Origin of the sequence: Mesorhizobium sp. B2-8-3 (genome assembly GCF_006440815.1) — a bacterium.
Lineage (GTDB): Bacteria > Pseudomonadota > Alphaproteobacteria > Rhizobiales > Rhizobiaceae > Mesorhizobium.
Genome location: NZ_VFTW01000002.1, coordinates 175,498 through 193,616 on the forward strand (window position 1 = coordinate 175,498; position 18,119 = coordinate 193,616).

An 18,119-nucleotide genomic window follows, 5' to 3' on the forward strand; every position below is an offset into this window, starting at 1 on the left:
CTCGAACCCTAGCCCTGGGCGGCGAGGAGCGTCGTCCTCGCCTCTTCCGTTTGCGTGACCTCGGCAGCCGGGATGTCGAAGTCGCGGTGGTAGTTGAAGGTGTGGCCGATCGCGGTTGCGATGAGGCAGACGAAGCTCAGCGCCGCCAGCCACCACATGTACCAGATCAGGCCGAAGCCAAGCGCGACGCTGAAGACGGCGAGGATGAGGCCGGTGCCGGTGTTCTTCGGCATGTGGATCGGCTTGAAACCGGACAGCGGGCGCCGGTAGCCGGCCTTCTTCATGTCGAACCAGGCGTCGTTGTCGCGAATGACCGGCGTGAAGGCGAAGTTGTAGGCCGGCGGCGGCGAGGAGGTCGACCATTCGAGGGTGCGGCCATCCCAGGGATCGCCGGTGTGATCGGCCAGCGCTTCGCGCTTGCGGATGGAGACGAAGATCTGGACCAGAAAGGCGGCGATGCCGCAGGCGATCAGCACGGCGCCGAAAGCGGCGATGACGAACCATATCTGCAGCGAGGGGTCGTCGAACACGCGCATGCGGCGCGTCACGCCCATCAGGCCGAGGATATAAAGCGGCATGAAGGCGAACCAGAAGCCGAGAACCCAGCACCAGAACGAGATCTTGCCCCAGAACGGATCGAGCTTGAAGCCGAAGGCCTTCGGCCACCAATAGGCGATGCCGGCGAACAGGCCGAACAGCACGCCCCCGATGATGACGTTGTGGAAATGCGCGATCAGGAACAGGCTGTTGTGCAGCACGAAGTCGGCCGGTGGCACGGCAAGCAGCACGCCGGTCATGCCGCCGACGGTGAAGGTGAGCATGAAGGCTACCGTCCACATCATCGGCAGTTCGAAGCGGATGCGGCCACGATACATGGTGAACAGCCAATTGAATATCTTCGCCCCGGTCGGGATCGAGATGATCATCGTGGTGATGCCGAAGAAGGAATTGACGCTGGCGCCGGAGCCCATGGTGAAGAAGTGGTGCAGCCAGACGAGATACGACAGGATGGTGATGACCACCGTGGCGTAGACCATGGAGGTGTAACCGAACAGGCGCTTGCCGGAGAAGGTAGAGGTGACCTCGGAGAAGACGCCGAACAACGGCAGGATGAGGATGTAGACCTCCGGGTGACCCCATATCCAGATGAGGTTCACATACATCATCGGGTTGCCGCCGAAGTCGTTGGTGAAGAAGTTGGTGCCGACATAGCGGTCGAGCGCGAGCAGCGTCAGCACCGCCGTCAGCACCGGGAAGGACGCCACGATCAGCACGTTGGTGCAGAGCGAGGTCCAGGTGAAGACGGGCATGCGCATCATCGTCATGCCGGGGGCGCGCATCTTGATAATGGTGCAGATCAGGTTGATGCCCGACAACGTCGTGCCGACGCCGGCGACCTGCAGCGCCCAGATGTAGTAATCGACGCCGACGTCGGGACTGTAGTTGATGCCCGAGAGCGGCGGATAGGCCAGCCAGCCGGTGCGGGCGAATTCGCCGACGAACAGCGAGGCCATGACCAGGATGGCGCCGCCGACCGTCATCCAGAAGCTGAAATTGTTGAGGAAGGGGAAGGAGACGTCGCGCGCGCCGATCTGCAGCGGCACGACGAAGTTCATCAGCCCGGTGACGAAAGGCATCGCCACGAAGAAGATCATGATCACGCCATGGGCGGTGAAGATCTGGTCGTAATGATGGGCGTTGAGATAGCCCTCGGAACCGTTGAAGGCGATGGCCTGCTGCAGGCGCATCATGATGGCGTCGGAAAAGCCGCGCAGCAGCATGACGAGGCCGAGCGCCATGTACATGACGCCGATCTTCTTGTGGTCGACGCTGGTGAACCACTCGCGCCACAGATAGCCCCAGAGCTTGAAATAAGTGATGGCGCCAAGAACAGCCACACCGCCGAGCGCCACCACGATGAAGGTGCCGACGACGATCGGCTCGTGCAGCGGCAGCGACTCCAGAGTGAGGCGGCCGAAGATGAATTTGGTCAGCGTCTCAGGCATCCGCCATTCCTCACAATTCGAAGCGCAGCAGGCCGAGCGACGGCGTCTCGGCGTCGGCGCGGCGGCTGCCTGCCCCTGGACTGAGCAGCCCAGCCCCGCGCAATGGCGAAAGATCGCGCACCGGCCAGTATTTCGCGTCGGCATCGCGGGCCGCGCGCGAGGCGGCGGCCGCTTCCTCCGCCGTGCAGATGCTTGCGACATAGGACGGATCGTTGCCGAACACCGCGCCGCGCCGGGCAAGCTTGTCATATTGCAGCGGCAGGGTGTTGCGCACGCCGGCGAGCCCCAGGCCGCCCTTGGCGTCGATCGACATCATCTCGTTCATGCACATCTTGCCGCGCTCGACGCACAAATTGAGGATGGCGCCGAAGAGGTCGGGATCGACGGAGGCATAATGGCGGACCGGCTCGTTCTCGCTCGGACGTTCGAGCTCGAGATAACTGTCTCGGTTGAGCGTGGCCTGCGCGCTCTTGGTCTGCGTCACCCAATCGGCGAAGGCCTGGTCGGACAGGCCGTGGAAGGCAAAGCGCATGCCGGAGAAGCCGGCGCCGCTGTAGTTGGCCGAAAAGCCGGTATAGGTTCCCGGACGGTTGATGACGGCGTGCAGCTTCGTCTCCATGCCGGGCATGGCGTAGATCTGCCCGGCAAGAGCTGGAATGTAGAAGGAGTTCATCACCGTCGAGGAGGTAATGCGGAAGTCGATCGGCTGGTTGACCGGGGCCGCCAGCTCGTTGACGGAGGCAATGCCGTAATCGGGATAGATGAAGAGCCATTTCCAATCCAGCGCGACGACCTCGACCTTGAGCGGCTTGTGGTTCTGGGTGACCGGCTGTCCTGGTTCGATCCGGTCGATGCGCCGGTAGGGATCGAGCAGATGCGTGCCGAGCCAGGTGAGCGCGCCCAGGCAGATGATGACGAGCAGGGGCGCCGCCCAGATCACCAGTTCCAGCTTGGTCGAATGGTCCCAGTCCGGCGTATAGGTCGCCGTGGTGCTGGATTGCCGGTAGCGCCAGGCAAACAGCACGGTCAGCGCCATGACGGGCACGATGATGAGCAGCATCAGCAGGGTCGAGACGACGAGCAGGTCGCGCTGCTGCACTGCCACGTCGCCCGCGGGCGCCAGCACGACCAGATCGCAGCCGCTCAGCAGCACCGCGAGCGGAAAAAGAAGCAAGGCTCCGGATCGTCTCATCAAACGCTGCCCTCGATGGCCCTGCAGCAGGATCTCTGCAGGTTGCGATGCGATATGGACCAACGGCTACTGCCGCAGGCACGGCGACAACATTGGACAATTTGTCCAATGCCCAGTCGGTATGGCTTTCGCGAAAGTGTGCACGCATAATTGGATGACGACAACATCGCATCGGGACGCCGACAATCGCGTTCCGAACTTGAGCTCGGTGGCGACGGAAACGATGGCTGAAACTTCGACTTCCGAAACGGACAGCAGGCTGATTGGCTCGCATCACGGCCAGGTCAGCGCGGGCGATATCGCGGTCGGCGTGATCATCGGCAGGACGTCGGAATTCTTCGATTTCTTCGTCTATGCGATCGCTTCCGTGATCGTGTTCCCCAAGCTGGTGTTCCCGACGCACGACCCGCTGGTCGGAACGCTCTACTCCTTCGCCATCTTCGCGCTGGCCTTCATCGCGCGCCCGTTCGGCACCGTGCTGTTCATGGCGATCGACCGCGCCTATGGCCGCGGCGCCAAGCTGACGATCGCGCTGTTCCTGCTCGGCACCTCGACGGTCGCCATGGCATTCCTGCCCTCCTATGAGGATGTCGGCGCGGTCGCCGCCTGGCTGCTGGCGCTCACCCGCTTCCTGCAGGGTCTGGCGCTCGGCGGGACATGGGACGGACTGCCCTCCCTCTTGGCGCTGAATGCGCCGCAGAACCGGCGCGGCATCTATGCGATGATCCCGCAGCTCGGCGCGCCGATCGGGCTCATCGTGGCAAGCTCGCTGTTTGCCTTCTTCGTCGCAAACCTCTCGGCCGACGACTTCTTTGCCTGGGGCTGGCGCTATCCCTTCTTCGTCGCCTTCGCCATCAACGTCGTGGCGCTGTTTGCCAGGCTGCGCATCGTGGTCACGCCCGAATTCTCGAAACTCTACGAGAGCGGCGACCTGCAGCCGACGCGCATCAGGGAGATGGTTCGGACTGAAGGACGCAACGTCGTGGTCGGCGCCTTCGCGCCGCTGGCGAGCTTTGCCCTGTTCCATATGGTGACGGTATTCCCGCTGTCGTGGGTGTTCCTGTTCACCAATGAGGGCCCGGAACGTTTCCTGGTCATCGAGGCGGTGAGCGCGCTGTTCGGCATCGCGGCCATCGTCGCATCGGGGCCGCTGGCCGACCGTGTCGGACGTCGTGCCTTGCTCGGCGGCGGCGCCGTCGCCATCGCCGCTTTCAGCGGCTTTGCCCCACAGCTTCTCAACGGCGGCACCGTCGGCGAGACGGTGTTCATGGTGCTCGGCTTCATCCTGCTGGGCTTGAGCTTCGGGCAGTCCTCGGGCGTCGTGGCATCGAGCTTCTCGCGCCAGCACCGCTATACCGGCTCGGCGGTGACATCGGACCTGGCCTGGATGTTCGGCGCCGGCTTCGCGCCGCTTGCCGCGCTGCTTCTGGCCGGCAATTTCGGCCTCATCGCCGCCGGCGCCTACCTGCTTTCGGGCGCCGCCTGCACGCTGATCGCGCTCTGGATCGACAGGCAAGCGTCCACGACCGACCGCTAAAGCGCGTCGCGCTGAAGCGGATTCAGGCGACGCGCTTTTAAGGCTTTGTTTTCATGCATGTCGTTATCGCAAAACCGCTGCACACTTTTGCGCGACACGCATTAGTAGATAGCCGCAGACGCCCAATCAGACCTGGTAGAAATCCCGGTACCATTCCACGAAGCGCGGGACGCCGATGTCGATCGGGATCCTGGGCTTGAAGCCGATCACCTCTTCGAGCGAGGTGACATCGGCGAAGGTCGCCAGAACGTCGCCCGGCTGGAGCGGCATCATGTTGCGGATCGCCTTGCGCCCAAGCGCGTCTTCCAGCACGTCGATGAGCCGGCTGAGCTCGACGGGTGAACTGTCGCCGATGTTGTGGATCCTGAACGGCGCGGTGCTCGTCGCCGGGTCCGGCGCAGCGCTTTTCCAATCGGGGTTGGGTGTCGCGGGATGCCGCATGACGCGGACCACCCCCTCGACGATGTCGTCGATATAGGTGAAATCCCGCTGCATGTTGCCATGGTTGAAAACGTCGATCGGCTGGCCGGCGAGGATGGCCTTGGTGAAGATGAACAAGGCCATGTCGGGCCGTCCCCATGGACCGTAGACGGTGAAGAAACGCAAGCCCGTCGTCGGCAGCCCGAACAGATGGCTGTAGGTGTGGGCCATCAGCTCGTTCGCCTTTTTGCTGGCGGCATAGAGGCTGAGGGGATGGTCGGCGGAATCATGCACCGAGAACGGCATGCGCGTGCTGCCGCCGTAGATCGAGCTCGACGAAGCGTAGACGAGATGGCCGACCGATGCCTGCCGGCACCCTTCCAGGATGTTGAGGAAGCCGTTGAGATTGCTTTGCGCATAGACGTGCGGATTGACCAGCGAATAGCGGACGCCCGCCTGTGCGGCGAGGTTGACGACGATCTCCGGCGCGACCGACGCAAAGACCCTCGAGATGCCATCGCGGTCGGCGAGATCGACATGCTCGAAACGAAAATTCGAGAACGCCTTCAGCCGCTCGAGCCGCGCCTGCTTCAGCGCGACGTCGTAATACTCGTTCATGGAGTCGAGGCCGACAACCTGCCGGCCTTCGGCAAGCAGCCTCTGGCAAAGGTGAAAACCTATGAAGCCGGCTGCGCCGGTGATCAGGATCGGCCTGCTCGACGTCAATGCATACCCCTAACGCTGTAGCCAGACCATTTACCGACCAATCGCCCGCGGACAGTCTGCGGATCAACGCAGCCCAGGCCGATCTTGGCGACAGGTTCGGGCACGCCTTGAATTCCTCAGGCTGGTCGAGACTTGCGCCTTTTATGGCAGGCCGGCGTCGAATTCAACGATACGCTGTCTTCTGCCATTTCCCAGGCAGCTCCCTGTCATCGCGCCGGCGGTAGAGCCAGCGGCTGCAGCGTCTTCAACATGGCGAGCAGCTGGCTCTGCTGATGGGTGCCGGTTTTCTGGAAGACGCGCTCGAGATAGGTGCGGGCGGATTTGACGGTGATGCCGCCCCGCGCGGCCGTTTCCGCCAAAGTGAGTCCGGCGGCAAGATCGGCTGCCAGCCCTGCCTCCGCCGGCGTCGAAGACCTGAGCGCTGGCCGAGTTCGACAGGCCGCTCGCCTTCTGGAGCACCGAGTTCCATCGCTCCGGGACGAAGGCCGCCTTGCATATGGTTTCGATCAGATCGATCATGGCCGTCATGGGAACGATGCGGGCCGGACGGGCCAGAAACCATCAGTATCCGACACAGGAAGCTCAATCTCAAGCCAACGCTTATATAGGGACGTGGACATGGGTCGGACCCGCCCGCGTGGAATGAGATTGCGCACACGGCCCCGATTGGGGATTTGCTTTTCTTGGTGATCCCCCTTCACTGGGGCAAACTGCCAGCGGGCTGTCAGGAGGAGAAATGAGAGCACGCGCGGCGACGGTCGGAGACTTGGAAGATGTCTTCCACGGCCTGTCCAAGCGAATGTCGGACGAGTATGTGGCGGCCGGCAAGGACAGCAAAAATGCCTATGACAATCTGATGATGAACCTGAAGGAAGGCCGGGCGCATGCGCTCGTCCAGGACGACAGGACGGTGGCGATCATCGCCTGGCACGAGCATGCGGACGCCGCCGATACGCTCTTTGCCGCGCAGGAGGATTTCTTCAACGCCTCGACGGTCCGCTTCTGCAAGCGCCACATCCGCCATGTCCAGGCGCTCGCCGGCAACCTTCCCATACATTCGCGCAGCTGGCTGGACAGGCCCGACGTAGCGAAATGGTTCCGCGTGATCGGCTATGTCGACCGCGGGCGGGAGAACGGCGCCACCCTGTTCGAGCTGCCGCCGGCCGCCAATAGCTGAAAGGCCGCGAACGATGCCTGCGCCCGCCGAGGCCCCTCTCGTCAGAGGCCGAACCAGCGCGACCTCCTGGTCGCGCCGAACATCTCCTTGTCGGCACGGAGTGTGACCGAGGGCTCATAGTAGTTGCCGGTCGGCGAGGGCCCCGAGAAGAAGTCGACCTCGACCTTGCCGATGCGCCCGCCGCCAAACTCGATATAGCAGGTCCCGAACCCATCATAGAGGGTCCCACCGCCTCTGTGGCGCAACTTTGCGACGAGGGCGCTGGCCACCGCCCGCGCGGCGCCCTCGGCGAAGACGCCGGCCTTGGGCGTGCCGGTGTTAGCGCCGTCGCCGACGGCGTAGACATTCTCGTATTTCGTTTCGAGCGTACGCGGATTGACCGGAATCCAGCCGTTTTCAGACATGCCGCTTTCGAGCACGACCGGCGGCACCCGGTGCTTGGGCACGCCAAGGAAAAGCTCGAAAGGCATTTCCGAGCCGTCGTCGAGGACGGCCACGTTTCGCGTGTTGTCGACGGAGGCGACACGGCGCCCCGGGATGAATTTGATGCCGCGCTCGGCGAAGGCGGCAAGCAAGGCGAGCGAGGTGTCGGGCGAAGGCGGCACCGGGCTGCCCAACGGCAGCACCAGCGATATCTCGCAAGCCTCGCGCACGCCTTGCCGCACCAGATAGTCATGCAGCATCAGCACGCATTCGCTGGGTGCCGGCGGGCATTTGTAGGGCGCGCCGCAGACCCCCACCATCGCCCTGCCCTTCTTGAAACCTGGCAGCATGTGGCGCAGCCGTTCCGCGCCGGGCACCGAATAGAACTCGTTGGTTCCGGAAAGACCAGGCGTTGCGTCGAAATCATATTCGGCGCCAAGTGCCACGATCAGATGGTCGGCGTCGAACACGCCGTCATCGGTGACGACACGGCGGCTTTGCGGATCGATCGCTGTGATGGTGCGCTTCAGCATGCGCACGCCGGGCTTGGCGAAGCTGGCATAAGGCAGGCGAACCGCTTCCGGCTGCTTCAGGCCGAACATGACGCCGAGCTTGGAGAAGCCGAAAATGAAGGTATCGCTCTTGTCGATCAGGGTCACGTCGATGGCGTCGCCCATCGCTTCGGAAAGCAGCGTCGTGAGTTCGAGGCCGCCGAAGCCTGCCCCAAGGACGACGATGCGCGGTTTGTTTGCCGTGTTCATCTCAGTTCCCCACCCTGTCTCTGGCGCCAAGCGCCGGTTGATCTTCATTTCCTGAAGTGGCGGCGAGGACTCCATCTCCTCGCCGTCGATGCCCTTACCGCCAAGGCCTAGCGGGCTTGCCGCTTGCACTCGTCAGGTGAGGACGGGCTGCGGCACGATGCGAATGTAGGGCTTAGGTTCCTTCCAGCCCTGCGGATAGAGCTGCCTGGCCTCGTCGTTCGACACCGAGCCAGCGATGATGACGTCGTCGCCGGGCTTCCAGTTGACGGGGGTCGCCAGGCGGTGCTTGGCCGTCAGCTGCAGGGAGTCGATGACGCGCAGCACCTCATCGAAGTTGCGGCCAGTCGTCATCGGATAGGAAATGACCAGCTTGATCTTCTTGTCGGGGCCGATGACGTAGACATTGCGCACCGTCTGGTTGTCGGCTGCGGTGCGGCCGTCGGCCGTGTTGCCGGCCGAGGCCGGCAGCATGTCGTAAAGCTGGGAGACGGCCAGCGTCGGATCGCCGATCATCGGGAAGTTGGGGGCCGTCCCCTGCGTTTCGGCGATGTCCTTTGCCCAGCCTGCATGCTTCTCGACGGGGTCGACGGAGAGGCCGATGATTTTCACGCCGCGCTTGTCGAACTCGGGCTTCAGACGCGCCATGTAGCCGAGCTCGGTCGTGCAGACCGGCGTGTAGTCCTTCGGATGCGAGAAGAGGACGCCCCAATCCTTGCCCAGCCATTCATGGAAGGAAATCGGACCCTCGGTGGTGTCGGCCATGAAGTCGGGGGCGATGTCTGCGATACGGAGTGACATGGTTGTGTTCCTTTCCGGTTGGAATTCGATTGCGGCGCTAAATTAGGAAATCTATGTTCCGCCAGCGTTCCCCGACGACGGCCGCCCGGTGACGGCTTCGGCGGCGGTGCCCTATCTTCCGGACGGTGCATGCATGCGCGTTTCGATCCACCTCCTCGGCCGGTTCGCCGTCAGCGTCGATGACAGGGTGGTCCTGGCGGCGGAGTGGCGGCGCGACCGCGCCGCGGCTTTGGTCAAGCTGCTTGCCTTGCGGCCTGGACATCGCGCCCACCGCGAGCAGATCTTGGAGACCTTCTGGCCAGACGCGGACCCCGACGCCGCCGGCGCCAGCCTGCGCAAGGCCGTCCATTTCGCGCGTCGCGCACTGGGCGGCCGCGACCTGATCGACGTGAGCAACGATATCGTGGCGCTCGCCCCGGATGTCGAACTGGCGATCGACACGGAGAGTTTCGAGACCGCCGCGAAGGCCGCCCTGCGAGGCGACGACAGCAAGGCCTTCGCACATGCCGCCGACCTCTACGGAGGCAGGCTCCTGCCCGACGATCTGTTCGTTGAATGGCTGGACGCCCCGCGCGCGCAACTGCAGCAGCGCTATAGCGACCTCCTGCGCGCCGGCAATCTTTGGCAGCGACTGATCGCGCTCGACCCGGCCGACGAGCAGGCGCAATGCGCGCTGATGCAGGCAGCACTCGATGCCGGCAACCGCGTGGAAGCGATCCGCCAATTCAATCAGCTTCGCGACAATCTGCATGCCGAACTCGGCGTCGGGCCGAGCGCCGCCACCATCGCGCTCTACGAGAAGGCCCTGGCGCTGTCCGGCACGGAGACCGTCAGCCCGGTGGAGCAGATACGCACGTCGCTCGCCTGGGGGCTGGTGCATCTGCAAAGCGGCGAATTCGACAAGGCAAGCGAAATTGCCCGGCGCACGCGTGACCTTGCACTCGGCGCCGACCTGCCGCGCGAGGTCGGCGAGTCCAGCGCCTTGCTGGGCATCGCATCGATGATGCAAGCCCGGTGGCCGCAACTGTTCCGATCCGAATTCATCGAATGGGTCCGCGCCAAACCCGCCTTCGTTCAGCATGTGTTCGACGGTCATCTGTGCCTTTCCGAATTCTGTCTGTGCAGCGCGAAGGGCCATGCCGAGGTCGCGGGACTTGCGCGGGAATTGCTCACCGTGGCCGAAGAGGCCGGATCGAGCGCGGGCCGCGGTCTCGCTTGCCTCCTGCTTGGAGAGGCCTCGCTTTTCTCGGGCGATCTCGACGGCGCCGAAGGCTTCCTCGCCGCGGCGGAACAATTGCTTCAGGAAGCGGATGCCGTGGCAGGCCGCGTGCTTGCAATCGAGCGGCTGGCCGAGATCGCGCTGGAACGCGGCCAAAGGTGGCGAGCCGGCCGTCTCATCCGCCGCGGCCTGGCGGATGCGGAACGATCCTGGCTTTCCCCACACCTGATCATTCGCATGCAGGCATTGGCCGTACGCGCCGCCTCCACGCCCAAGATGGTTGCCGAGGAAATCCTCGCCGGCGACCGGCTGCTGATCCCCGGCGCCTGCCAGCCCTGTTCGATGGCGCTGCGCACCGCGTCGGCGATAGCCCTTGCAGAAGCCGGCGACCTGGAACAGGTCGATCGCCGCCTGAACGATGCCGAGCGCATCGCCGGCATGTGGCAAGGCGGCCCCTGGGCCGCGGCGCTCTGGGAGGCGCGCGGCGTGCAGCGGCGGGCGCAGAACAAGGAAATGCGCGCGCTGGCGGCCTTCGAGGAGGCGGCAGGCCGCTACGAGGAACTCGGGCGGCCACGCGACCAGGCCCGCTGCCTCGCACGAATGAACCCCGCCGGCTGATTCCCCAATTTTGGCTCGCGCGTAGCCCAGGGCTCCGCATGAAAGGCGTCTTCCCCGGCAACGGCGACTTGCACAGAGCATTGTTTGGCGGAATTGTAGTAAACGCAGCCGGGGCAAACCGGCACGCCGGATCGGTATGGCTGCTGGAAATCGGGATGCTGCGCGTCTGCCTGGCCCTTGTCGCCATCGCTGCCCTGACGAGACCGTCAGGGGCGGAGACACGCGCCTCCCATCTTTTCGATCGTCCCGAGCTGTCGGCGGCATATTCGGGCCAATCCGATCTCGTCACCGCGTACACGACCGGCATGGCGCGCTATCGGCTTCAATATTCGGGCCATACGGACCAGGCCGGTTTGGCCGCCCCGCTCGAGCCTCGGCTGCTGCGGCCTGAATTCCAACAACGGACATGGCGTTCCTCGGATGGCAGTCTGCTGCAGGGCTTTGCCGGCAAGGGTGGCTTCCGGCTGACCGCAGGCAACTGCGTGACCCGCATCTGCATGGCCAGCGAATGCAGCGAGGCCGGCTGGCCGCTTTACGCCTGCAGCGACGGGCGCAAGCGCAAAATGTCGGTCAAAAGCTTCGTGACGGCAACATTCGACGGCATCTCCTACCGGCGGTTGAGCGCGCCGCAGGAGTGAAATCGGCGACCCGAACCGGGTTATGGAGCCGCTTGCGCCCATCTCGCCAGGCGTGGCATCGGTTGCAGCGTTTTGAGCAAGTCCGAAGACAGAGACAGTGGCACGCCAACCCGACCGACGATCAGCAACCCCAAAGGTCAGCCTCGCCCGAGCGCTTTCCAAGCTTGGCTTCTGCTCGCGCACGCAGGCCGAGCGTTTCGTTACCGAGGGGCGGGTACAGGTCGGCGGCAAGACGGTGCGCGATGCCTTGCTGCGCATCGATCCCGACCGCGACCGCATCACCGTCGACGGCGAGCGCGTCGTTGCCGAGCGCAAGGTCTATCTGATGCTCAACAAGCCGCGCGGGCTGGTCACGACCCGCGACGACCCCAAAGGCCGCGGCACCGTCTATGACTGCCTGGAAGGGCTCGACCTGCCCTTCGTGTCACCCGTTGGCCGCCTCGACAAGGCGAGCGAAGGGCTGCTTTTGATGAGCAACGACACGCGCTGGGCGAACGGTCTGCTCGACCCCGCCTCGCATGTCGCCAAGACCTATCACGTGCAGATCGCGGCCGTGCCCGACGAAGCGATGCTGGAGCGCTTTCGCCAAGGGGCGGTCGTCGACGGCGAGTTGCTCACCGCAAGCTCGATCGCGCTGTTGCGCAGCGGCGGGCGGACGGCGTGGCTGGAGATCGTGCTCGACGAGGGACGCAACCGGCAGATCCGCAGGCTGCTCGGCGCTTTCGACATCGAGGTGCTGCGGCTGATCAGGGTGGCGATCGGCGGATTGCAGCTCGGCGAGCTTGCCAAGGGCAAGGCGCGGCATTTGACCGCGGAGGAACTGGCGATGGTGGGAGTCTAGCCGAAACGTCTCAGCTTCGTCATCCACGGGCCAGAGGCACCTGGGCTGCCATCCAGCGGGGCTATTTCTGGTTCCAGTGGCGGATGACCGGCTCGGTCAGGTCGTGCTCGTAGCCGAGGATGCTGAGGCTGGCGGTGTCGAGCACGAAATGCTCGCCGCCTTCCGGCGGCAGGCCGACCCAGCGCGACGCGAACACACGCAGGAAATGCGAGCTGGAGAAGATGAGCACATTACCGGCAACCGCGCGCAGCCCGGCGATGATGGTATCGGCGCGGGCGCCGACATCGGCCGCCGTCTCGCCGCCCGGGCAGCCGTCGCGAAACAACTGCCAGCCAGGACGCTTGGACAATATCTCCTTGGTCGTCACGCCTTCGTAAGCGCCGTAATCCCATTCCTGCAGGTCCGGCTTCTTGACCGCGCGCTCGCCAAAACCGGCGAGGCGGCAGGTGTCGAAGGCGCGCTGCGACGGGCTCGACCAGACGGCCTGGAAAGTCAGGCCCTTGAGCCGGTCGGCGACGCCGCGCGCGGCCTCCTCGCCTCTCGCGGTCAGGGGGATGTCGGTGCGGCCGGTATGCCTGCCCGAGAGACTCCACTCCGTCTCGCCATGACGGACAAGATAGATCTCGGGATACGCACTGCTCATCGACCGCCCTCTCGGCTGAATGGTTCGCCGGGATTCCGGCTCGCGCAGCCTATGCGGCGGCCGATAAAAAGAACAGGCCGCGGTGATTGCCGCGACCTGTTCGGCATCGGGAGGATGCTGGTTGGCTAGGCAGGCTGCAGGCCGCCCGACAACGCGAGGTCGGCTTCTTCCGACAACTGGCCGGCCATGGCTGCGGCGAACTTGGTCTGGTCGAGCTCACCTTCCCAGCGCGCCACGACAATGGTCGCGACCGCGTTGCCGACGAAGTTGGTGAGCGCGCGGCATTCCGACATGAAGCGGTCGACGCCGAGGATCAGCGCCATGCCGGCGACCGGCACGGAGGGCACTACCGAGAGCGTCGCGGCCAGTGTGATGAAGCCGGCGCCGGTGATGCCGGCCGCACCCTTCGAGCTCAGCATGGCGACGAGCAAGAGCAGGATCTGGTCGCCGAAGGTGAGCGGCGTGTCGGTCGCCTGGGCGATGAAAAGTGCTGCCAGCGTCATGTAGATGTTGGTGCCGTCGAGGTTGAAGGAATAGCCGGTCGGGATGACCAGGCCGACCACCGAGCGGTTGCAGCCGGCGCGCTCCATCTTGGCCATCAGACCGGGAAGTGCTGCTTCCGACGACGAGGTACCGAGCACCAGGAGCAATTCTTCCTTGATGTAGCGGATCAGCGCCAGGATGGAGAAGCCGTTGTACCATGCCACAGTGCCGAGCACGACGAGCACGAAGAGCAGCGATGTCAGATAGAAGGTGCCGATCAGCATGGCGAGGTTGGCGATCGCGCCGATGCCGTATTTGCCGACGGTGAAGGCCATGGCGCCGAAGGCGCCGATGGGCGCCGCCTTCATCAGGATGGCGACGAGGCGGAAGACCGGCGAGGTCAGCGCCTGCAGGAAATCGACCACGGGGCGGCCGCGCTCGCCGACCAGCGCCAGCGCTATGCCGAACAGCACCGAGAAGAACAGCACCTGCAGGATGTCGCCCTGCGCGAAGGCGCCGGTGATGGTGTCGGGGATGATGTTCATCAGGAAGCCGACGATGGAAGAGTCATGCGCCTTCTCGGTGAAGGTCGCCACCTTCGATGGGTCGAGGGTCGCGGGATTGATGTGCATGCCGGCGCCGGGCTGGATGACGTTCGACACGACGAGGCCGACGACGAGCGCCAATGTCGAGAAGACAAGGAAATAGATCATCGCCTTGCCGGCGACGCGGCCGACCTTGTGCAGGTCGGAGACACCGGCAATGCCGGTTGCCACGGTGAGGAAGATCACCGGCGCGATCACCATCTTGACCAGCTTGATGAAGGCGTCGCCAAGCGGTTTCAGCGATGCGCCCAGTTCGGGGTAGAAATGGCCAAGCAGGATACCGGCGGCAATCGCCACCAGGACCTGTACATAGAGATGCCGGTAAAAGGGAACCTTGCCGCGTGGTTCGGCGGCAGCGATTGCTGTCTGCATGATGTCCTCCGTTTGGCCCCCGATCGAGACGCTCGACCTCCCAGGGGGCTGTTGACCTCCACAGCCTCGCGGCTGCTGCGGATGCATTTGCAACCCGCGTGCCAGATGATGTCCGGAGTCTTGTTTTATTGATTTTGTTGGATTTTTCGATCCTGCGACCACGCGTGTTGAAGAACACTAGTGCGATTATCCGCATAGGTCGAATTGCGATTTGTGCGAAATCATGCACAGATGTGGCATGCTGCAACGCCCGGCCGCTGCCCTCGCCCCAACGCCCGAACTGCTTGCCGGGCGGGCGCGGCGCACCTGGCTGCTGTTTACGGCGGTGGCGCTGCTGATCGTGCTCGCGGCGCTCTACGGCGCCGGGCTTTATGGTCGCTCGGCCGAGATCGAGACTCTAGCCGCGCAAGGGCGCACGGACGCCAACCTCAAAGTCGCGCTGCTGCGCGCGGTGCTGGAAAATCCGCGCGCGCTGCCGCTGCTCCTGTCGGAAGACCAGCAGGTGCATGATGCGCTGACCAAGCGCAACTCCGCATCGATCGACGTGCTCAACCGCAAGCTCGAAGGGCTGGTCTCGGGCACCAAGGCCTCGGTGCTCTATGTCACCGGCACGGACGGCCTGGCGATCGCCTCCAGCAATTGGCGCGAGCCGGTGAGCTTCGTCGGCAACGACTATGGTTTTCGAGCCTATTTCTCGGGCGCGATGGAAACCGGCACGGCCGAATATTTCGCGTTCGGCAATGTCAGCAAGCGTCCGGGCCTCTACATCTCGCGCCGCGTCGACGGCGTTGCGGGGCCGCTCGGCGTCGTCGTGGTCAAGATGGAGTTCGACCAGCTCGAGTCCGACTGGCGCGAGGCGAACCGGCCGGCCTATGTCAGCGATGCGCATGGCGTGGTGCTGATCACAAGCGTGCCCTCCTGGCGTTTCATGACGACGGCGCCGCTGGCCGCTCCGGTTACGGCCGACATCCGCGCCAGCCAGCAATTCGGCGATGCGCCGCTGGTGCCCTTGCCGATCACGAAACCGCAACCGCTCAGCCCCGATGTCGCGCTTGTCCAGGCCATCACGCCCGGCGGCAGCGATGCGGAATATCTGCGGCTTTCCACCGCCGTGCCGTCGACACCCTGGCGCCTCGACTATCTCCTTCCTGCCGAAGCACCGGTCGCGGCGGCGCAGCGCGAGATGCGGCTCCTGGTGCTCGGTGTCCTCGTGCCGCTCATTGCCTTTGCCGCCTATCTGTTGTGGCGCCGGCAATCCGGCCAGATGCGGATTGCCGCCGAACAGGCCGCGCGCGCCGAGCTCGAGCGCCGGGTCGTCGAGCGCACGCAGGATCTGAGCCTGGCGCGCGACCGGCTGCAGGCCGAGATCGCCGACCATCGCAGCACCGAAGCCAGGCTGCAGGTGATGCAGCAGGAACTGGTGCAGGCCAACCGGCTTGCCACGCTTGGCCAGGTCGCCGCCGGGGTCGCGCATGAGATCAACCAGCCGGTGGCGACGATCCGCGCCTATGCCGACAATGCGCGTGTCTTCCTCGAACGCAAGCAGAGCGCCTCAGCCGAGGAGAACCTTGGTGCCATCGCCGCGCTGACCGAGCGCATCGGCTCCATCACCGAAGAGCTGAAAGCTTTCGCCCGCAAGGGCCGCACCGCCGCCGAGCCGGTCGAACTGCGCGGCGTGATCGAAGGCGCCGTCGTGCTGCTCAGGAGCCGCTTCGCCGGGCAGCTGGATGCGCTGGCGATCACGCTGCCGCCGCCGACGCTGAAGGTTATGGGCAACCGGCTGCGACTGGAGCAGGTGCTGATCAACCTGTTCCAGAACGCGCTGGAGGCACTCGATGGCCGCGACGACGCGAAAGTCGAGGTTTCGGCGGCCGAGACCGGCGATGACGTTACGCTCATGGTCTCGGACAACGGCCCGGGCATTCCGCCCGCGATCCTGAAATCGCTGTTCACGCCCTTCAACACCTCCAAGGAAAAAGGCCTGGGGCTCGGGCTCGTCATCTCCAAGGACATCGTCACCGACTATGGCGGGCGGATCGAGGTTTCGAGCAGCGGCCAGGGAACACGCTTCACCATCCATCTGTCGAAAGCCGGCGCTGCATGACGAAGCACGATCCAGCCACGGTAATCCTGATCGATGACGACAGCGATCTGCTCAAGGCGACAAGACAGACGCTGGAGCTTGCCGGCTTTGCGGTGTCGGCCCATTCGGTGGCGAGCGAAGCGCTGGCGGCGCTCGACAGGAATTTCGCCGGCGTGGTGGTGTCGGATATCCGCATGCCGGAGATCGACGGGCTGCAGCTTTTCGATCGCGTGCTGCGGCTCGACCCCGATATCCCCGTCATCCTGGTCACCGGCCATGGCGATATCGCGATGGCCGTGAAGGCGATCAAGGACGGCGCCTACGACTTCATCACCAAGCCTTTCGCCGCCGACAGGCTGGCGCAGAGCGTTGCCCGGGCCGCTGAAAAACGCCGCCTGGTGATGGAAAACCGCGCCTTGCGCGAGGCGGCCGAGCAGGCGCAGGAAGGATTGCCGCTGATCGGCCAGACGCCGGCCATGGAGCGGCTGCGCCGGACATTGCGGCAGATCGCCGACACCGATGTCGACGTTCTGGTGACCGGCGAGACCGGCTCCGGCAAGGAGGTGGTGGCGAGCCTGCTGCATCGCTGGAGCCGCCGCGCCAAGGGCAATTTCGTCGCTCTAAATTGCGGGACGCTGCCGGAGACGGTCATCGAAAGCGAGTTGTTCGGACATGAGGCCGGCGCCTTCACCGGCGCGCAGAAGAAGCGCGTCGGCCGCATCGAGCATTCGAGCGGCGGCACGCTGTTCCTCGACGAGATCGAAAGCATGCCTGCCTCGACGCAAGTGCAGATGCTGCGCGTCTTGGAAATGCGCGAGGTGACGCCGCTCGGCACCAATGAGGTGCGCCCGGTCGACCTGCGCGTCGTTGCCGCCGCCAAGGTCGATCTCGGCGACGCTGGCCAGCGCGGCAATTTCCGCGAGGATCTCTATTACCGGCTCAATGTGGTGACGCTTTCGATCCCGCCGCTGCGCGAAAGGCGGGACGACGTGCCGCTGTTGTTCGGTTATTTCGCCGATCGCGCCGCCGCCCGTTTTCGGCGCGCCGTGCCGGCGATCTCCGCCGCGGTTCAGCGCCATCTCGGCGAACATGACTGGCCCGGCAATGTGCGCGAACTCGCCCACTTCGCCGAACGCTTCGTGCTCGGGCTGGACGACGTTGCCGCCGCGTCTTCCCCGGCGGCAACGGAGATCGGCACCCCCACGCCCTTGCCGGAACGGCTTGATCGCTACGAGGCCGAACTCATCCGCGAGACACTTGGCCGCAATGACGGCGACGTCCGGCGCACCATCGAGGCGCTCGGCATCCCGCGCAAGACCTTCTACGACAAGCTGCAGCGGCACGGCATCGTGCGCAGTGATTTTTCCAGGTAGATCAGGGCCAGAGATGGAGCATGATATCGTCGGAAAACCGCTTCACCCTTTTCGGCATCATGCTGCGGGAACCGCCACGCCGCTTCGCCGTTGAAACCGACCGGGAAACCGTGGCACGCCGGCATCAGCCGGGCCGCGAATCCATCGCCGTGGCGGTTTTGCCGGGTTGCGCTCGGCAGGCGTTGATGGTTTGTTGCCGCCCAG

At 64.6% G+C, this 18,119-nt stretch carries 15 protein-coding genes; 7 read left to right on the forward strand and 8 right to left on the reverse strand.

Annotated features, from left to right (window positions below):
• Nucleotides 1–8: 8 nt before the first annotated feature.
• Together cyoB and cyoA are read right to left on the reverse strand one after the other, a co-directional pair.
• Nucleotides 9–2,006 carry a cytochrome o ubiquinol oxidase subunit I gene (cyoB, locus tag FJ418_RS03750; RefSeq protein ID WP_140863681.1) on the reverse strand — a complete coding sequence of 666 codons (1,998 nt, stop codon included), beginning with the start codon at nucleotides 2,004–2,006 and terminating at the stop codon, nucleotides 9–11.
• Between the two features lie 10 nt (nucleotides 2,007–2,016).
• Nucleotides 2,017–3,198: a ubiquinol oxidase subunit II gene (gene cyoA, locus FJ418_RS03755; RefSeq protein WP_140643288.1), complete on the reverse strand. Its 1,182-nt coding sequence runs from the start codon at nucleotides 3,196–3,198 to the stop codon at nucleotides 2,017–2,019.
• A gap of 223 nt (nucleotides 3,199–3,421) precedes the next feature.
• On the opposite strand from cyoA, the gene FJ418_RS03760 reads away from it, so the two are divergent.
• Complete coding sequence (locus FJ418_RS03760) at nucleotides 3,422–4,735, forward strand: MFS transporter (protein ID WP_140643290.1); 1,314 nt, start codon at nucleotides 3,422–3,424, stop codon at nucleotides 4,733–4,735.
• A gap of 126 nt (nucleotides 4,736–4,861) precedes the next feature.
• On the opposite strand, the gene FJ418_RS03765 is transcribed toward FJ418_RS03760, so the two are convergent.
• Together FJ418_RS03765 and FJ418_RS31795 are read right to left on the reverse strand one after the other, a co-directional pair.
• Complete coding sequence (locus FJ418_RS03765) at nucleotides 4,862–5,881, reverse strand: NAD-dependent epimerase (protein ID WP_181166828.1); 1,020 nt, start codon at nucleotides 5,879–5,881, stop codon at nucleotides 4,862–4,864.
• A 206-nt stretch (nucleotides 5,882–6,087) separates the two neighbouring features.
• Entirely contained in the window at nucleotides 6,088–6,240 is a 153-nt protein-coding gene (locus FJ418_RS31795; RefSeq protein WP_181166829.1) for a hypothetical protein, read from the reverse strand.
• 377 nt (nucleotides 6,241–6,617) lie between these two features.
• Between FJ418_RS31795 and FJ418_RS03770 the strand changes: the two genes are divergently transcribed.
• Nucleotides 6,618–7,058 (forward strand): hypothetical protein, encoded by a 441-nt coding sequence (locus FJ418_RS03770; RefSeq protein ID WP_140863683.1) that lies wholly within the window; start codon nucleotides 6,618–6,620, stop codon nucleotides 7,056–7,058.
• Nucleotides 7,059–7,099: 41 nt separating this feature from the next.
• Here FJ418_RS03770 and FJ418_RS03775 read toward each other — a convergent pair whose 3' ends face one another.
• The gene (locus FJ418_RS03775; RefSeq protein WP_140863685.1) at nucleotides 7,100–8,242 is read right to left on the reverse strand and encodes an FAD/NAD(P)-binding oxidoreductase; all 1,143 of its coding nucleotides are present in this window, start codon (nucleotides 8,240–8,242) and stop codon (nucleotides 7,100–7,102) included.
• A 132-nt stretch (nucleotides 8,243–8,374) separates the two neighbouring features.
• On the reverse strand, nucleotides 8,375–9,040 hold the full coding sequence (locus FJ418_RS03780; RefSeq protein ID WP_140863687.1) for a peroxiredoxin: 666 nt from the start codon (nucleotides 9,038–9,040) through the stop codon (nucleotides 8,375–8,377).
• Between the two features lie 133 nt (nucleotides 9,041–9,173).
• Here FJ418_RS03780 and FJ418_RS03785 point away from each other — a divergent pair, with 133 nt between their 5' ends.
• From FJ418_RS03785 to FJ418_RS03795, 3 genes are all read left to right on the forward strand, one after another.
• Complete coding sequence (locus tag FJ418_RS03785; RefSeq protein ID WP_140863689.1) at nucleotides 9,174–10,877, forward strand: BTAD domain-containing putative transcriptional regulator; 1,704 nt, start codon at nucleotides 9,174–9,176, stop codon at nucleotides 10,875–10,877.
• 38 nt (nucleotides 10,878–10,915) lie between these two features.
• Nucleotides 10,916–11,515, forward strand: a complete 600-nt coding sequence (locus FJ418_RS03790; RefSeq protein ID WP_246682931.1) for a hypothetical protein — start codon at nucleotides 10,916–10,918, stop codon at nucleotides 11,513–11,515.
• Nucleotides 11,516–11,612: 97 nt separating this feature from the next.
• Complete coding sequence (locus tag FJ418_RS03795; protein ID WP_140863691.1) at nucleotides 11,613–12,356, forward strand: pseudouridine synthase; 744 nt, start codon at nucleotides 11,613–11,615, stop codon at nucleotides 12,354–12,356.
• A gap of 61 nt (nucleotides 12,357–12,417) precedes the next feature.
• On the opposite strand, the gene FJ418_RS03800 is transcribed toward FJ418_RS03795, so the two are convergent.
• Both FJ418_RS03800 and FJ418_RS03805 read right to left on the reverse strand, forming a co-directional pair.
• Nucleotides 12,418–12,999: a histidine phosphatase family protein gene (locus FJ418_RS03800; protein ID WP_140863693.1), complete on the reverse strand. Its 582-nt coding sequence runs from the start codon at nucleotides 12,997–12,999 to the stop codon at nucleotides 12,418–12,420.
• A 125-nt stretch (nucleotides 13,000–13,124) separates the two neighbouring features.
• Nucleotides 13,125–14,459 (reverse strand): dicarboxylate/amino acid:cation symporter, encoded by a 1,335-nt coding sequence (locus tag FJ418_RS03805; RefSeq protein ID WP_140863695.1) that lies wholly within the window; start codon nucleotides 14,457–14,459, stop codon nucleotides 13,125–13,127.
• Between the two features lie 238 nt (nucleotides 14,460–14,697).
• On the opposite strand from FJ418_RS03805, the gene FJ418_RS03810 reads away from it, so the two are divergent.
• Nucleotides 14,698–16,563, forward strand: coding sequence for a sensor histidine kinase (locus FJ418_RS03810; RefSeq protein WP_140863697.1), 1,866 nt, complete (start codon nucleotides 14,698–14,700; stop codon nucleotides 16,561–16,563).
• Complete coding sequence (locus FJ418_RS03815; protein ID WP_140863699.1) at nucleotides 16,560–17,915, forward strand: sigma-54 dependent transcriptional regulator; 1,356 nt, start codon at nucleotides 16,560–16,562, stop codon at nucleotides 17,913–17,915. Before FJ418_RS03810 ends, FJ418_RS03815 begins: the two co-directional genes overlap by 4 nt.
• Nucleotides 17,916–18,119: the final 204 nt, after the last annotated feature.

Coding starts and splice junctions, on each gene's coding strand:
- FJ418_RS03790 (WP_246682931.1), top strand. CDS start 10,916: ATGAAAGGCGTCTTCCCCGGCAACGGCGACTTGCACAGAGCATTGTTT.
- FJ418_RS03770 (WP_140863683.1), top strand. CDS start 6,618: ATGAGAGCACGCGCGGCGACGGTCGGAGACTTGGAAGATGTCTTCCAC.
- FJ418_RS03815 (WP_140863699.1), top strand. CDS start 16,560: ATGACGAAGCACGATCCAGCCACGGTAATCCTGATCGATGACGACAGC.
- FJ418_RS03775 (WP_140863685.1), bottom strand. CDS start 8,242: ATGAACACGGCAAACAAACCGCGCATCGTCGTCCTTGGGGCAGGCTTC.
- FJ418_RS03810 (WP_140863697.1), top strand. CDS start 14,698: ATGCTGCAACGCCCGGCCGCTGCCCTCGCCCCAACGCCCGAACTGCTT.
- cyoA (WP_140643288.1), bottom strand. CDS start 3,198: ATGAGACGATCCGGAGCCTTGCTTCTTTTTCCGCTCGCGGTGCTGCTG.
- FJ418_RS03780 (WP_140863687.1), bottom strand. CDS start 9,040: ATGTCACTCCGTATCGCAGACATCGCCCCCGACTTCATGGCCGACACC.
- FJ418_RS03760 (WP_140643290.1), top strand. CDS start 3,422: ATGGCTGAAACTTCGACTTCCGAAACGGACAGCAGGCTGATTGGCTCG.
- FJ418_RS03785 (WP_140863689.1), top strand. CDS start 9,174: ATGCGCGTTTCGATCCACCTCCTCGGCCGGTTCGCCGTCAGCGTCGAT.
- FJ418_RS03805 (WP_140863695.1), bottom strand. CDS start 14,459: ATGCAGACAGCAATCGCTGCCGCCGAACCACGCGGCAAGGTTCCCTTT.
- FJ418_RS03800 (WP_140863693.1), bottom strand. CDS start 12,999: ATGAGCAGTGCGTATCCCGAGATCTATCTTGTCCGTCATGGCGAGACG.
- cyoB (WP_140863681.1), bottom strand. CDS start 2,006: ATGCCTGAGACGCTGACCAAATTCATCTTCGGCCGCCTCACTCTGGAG.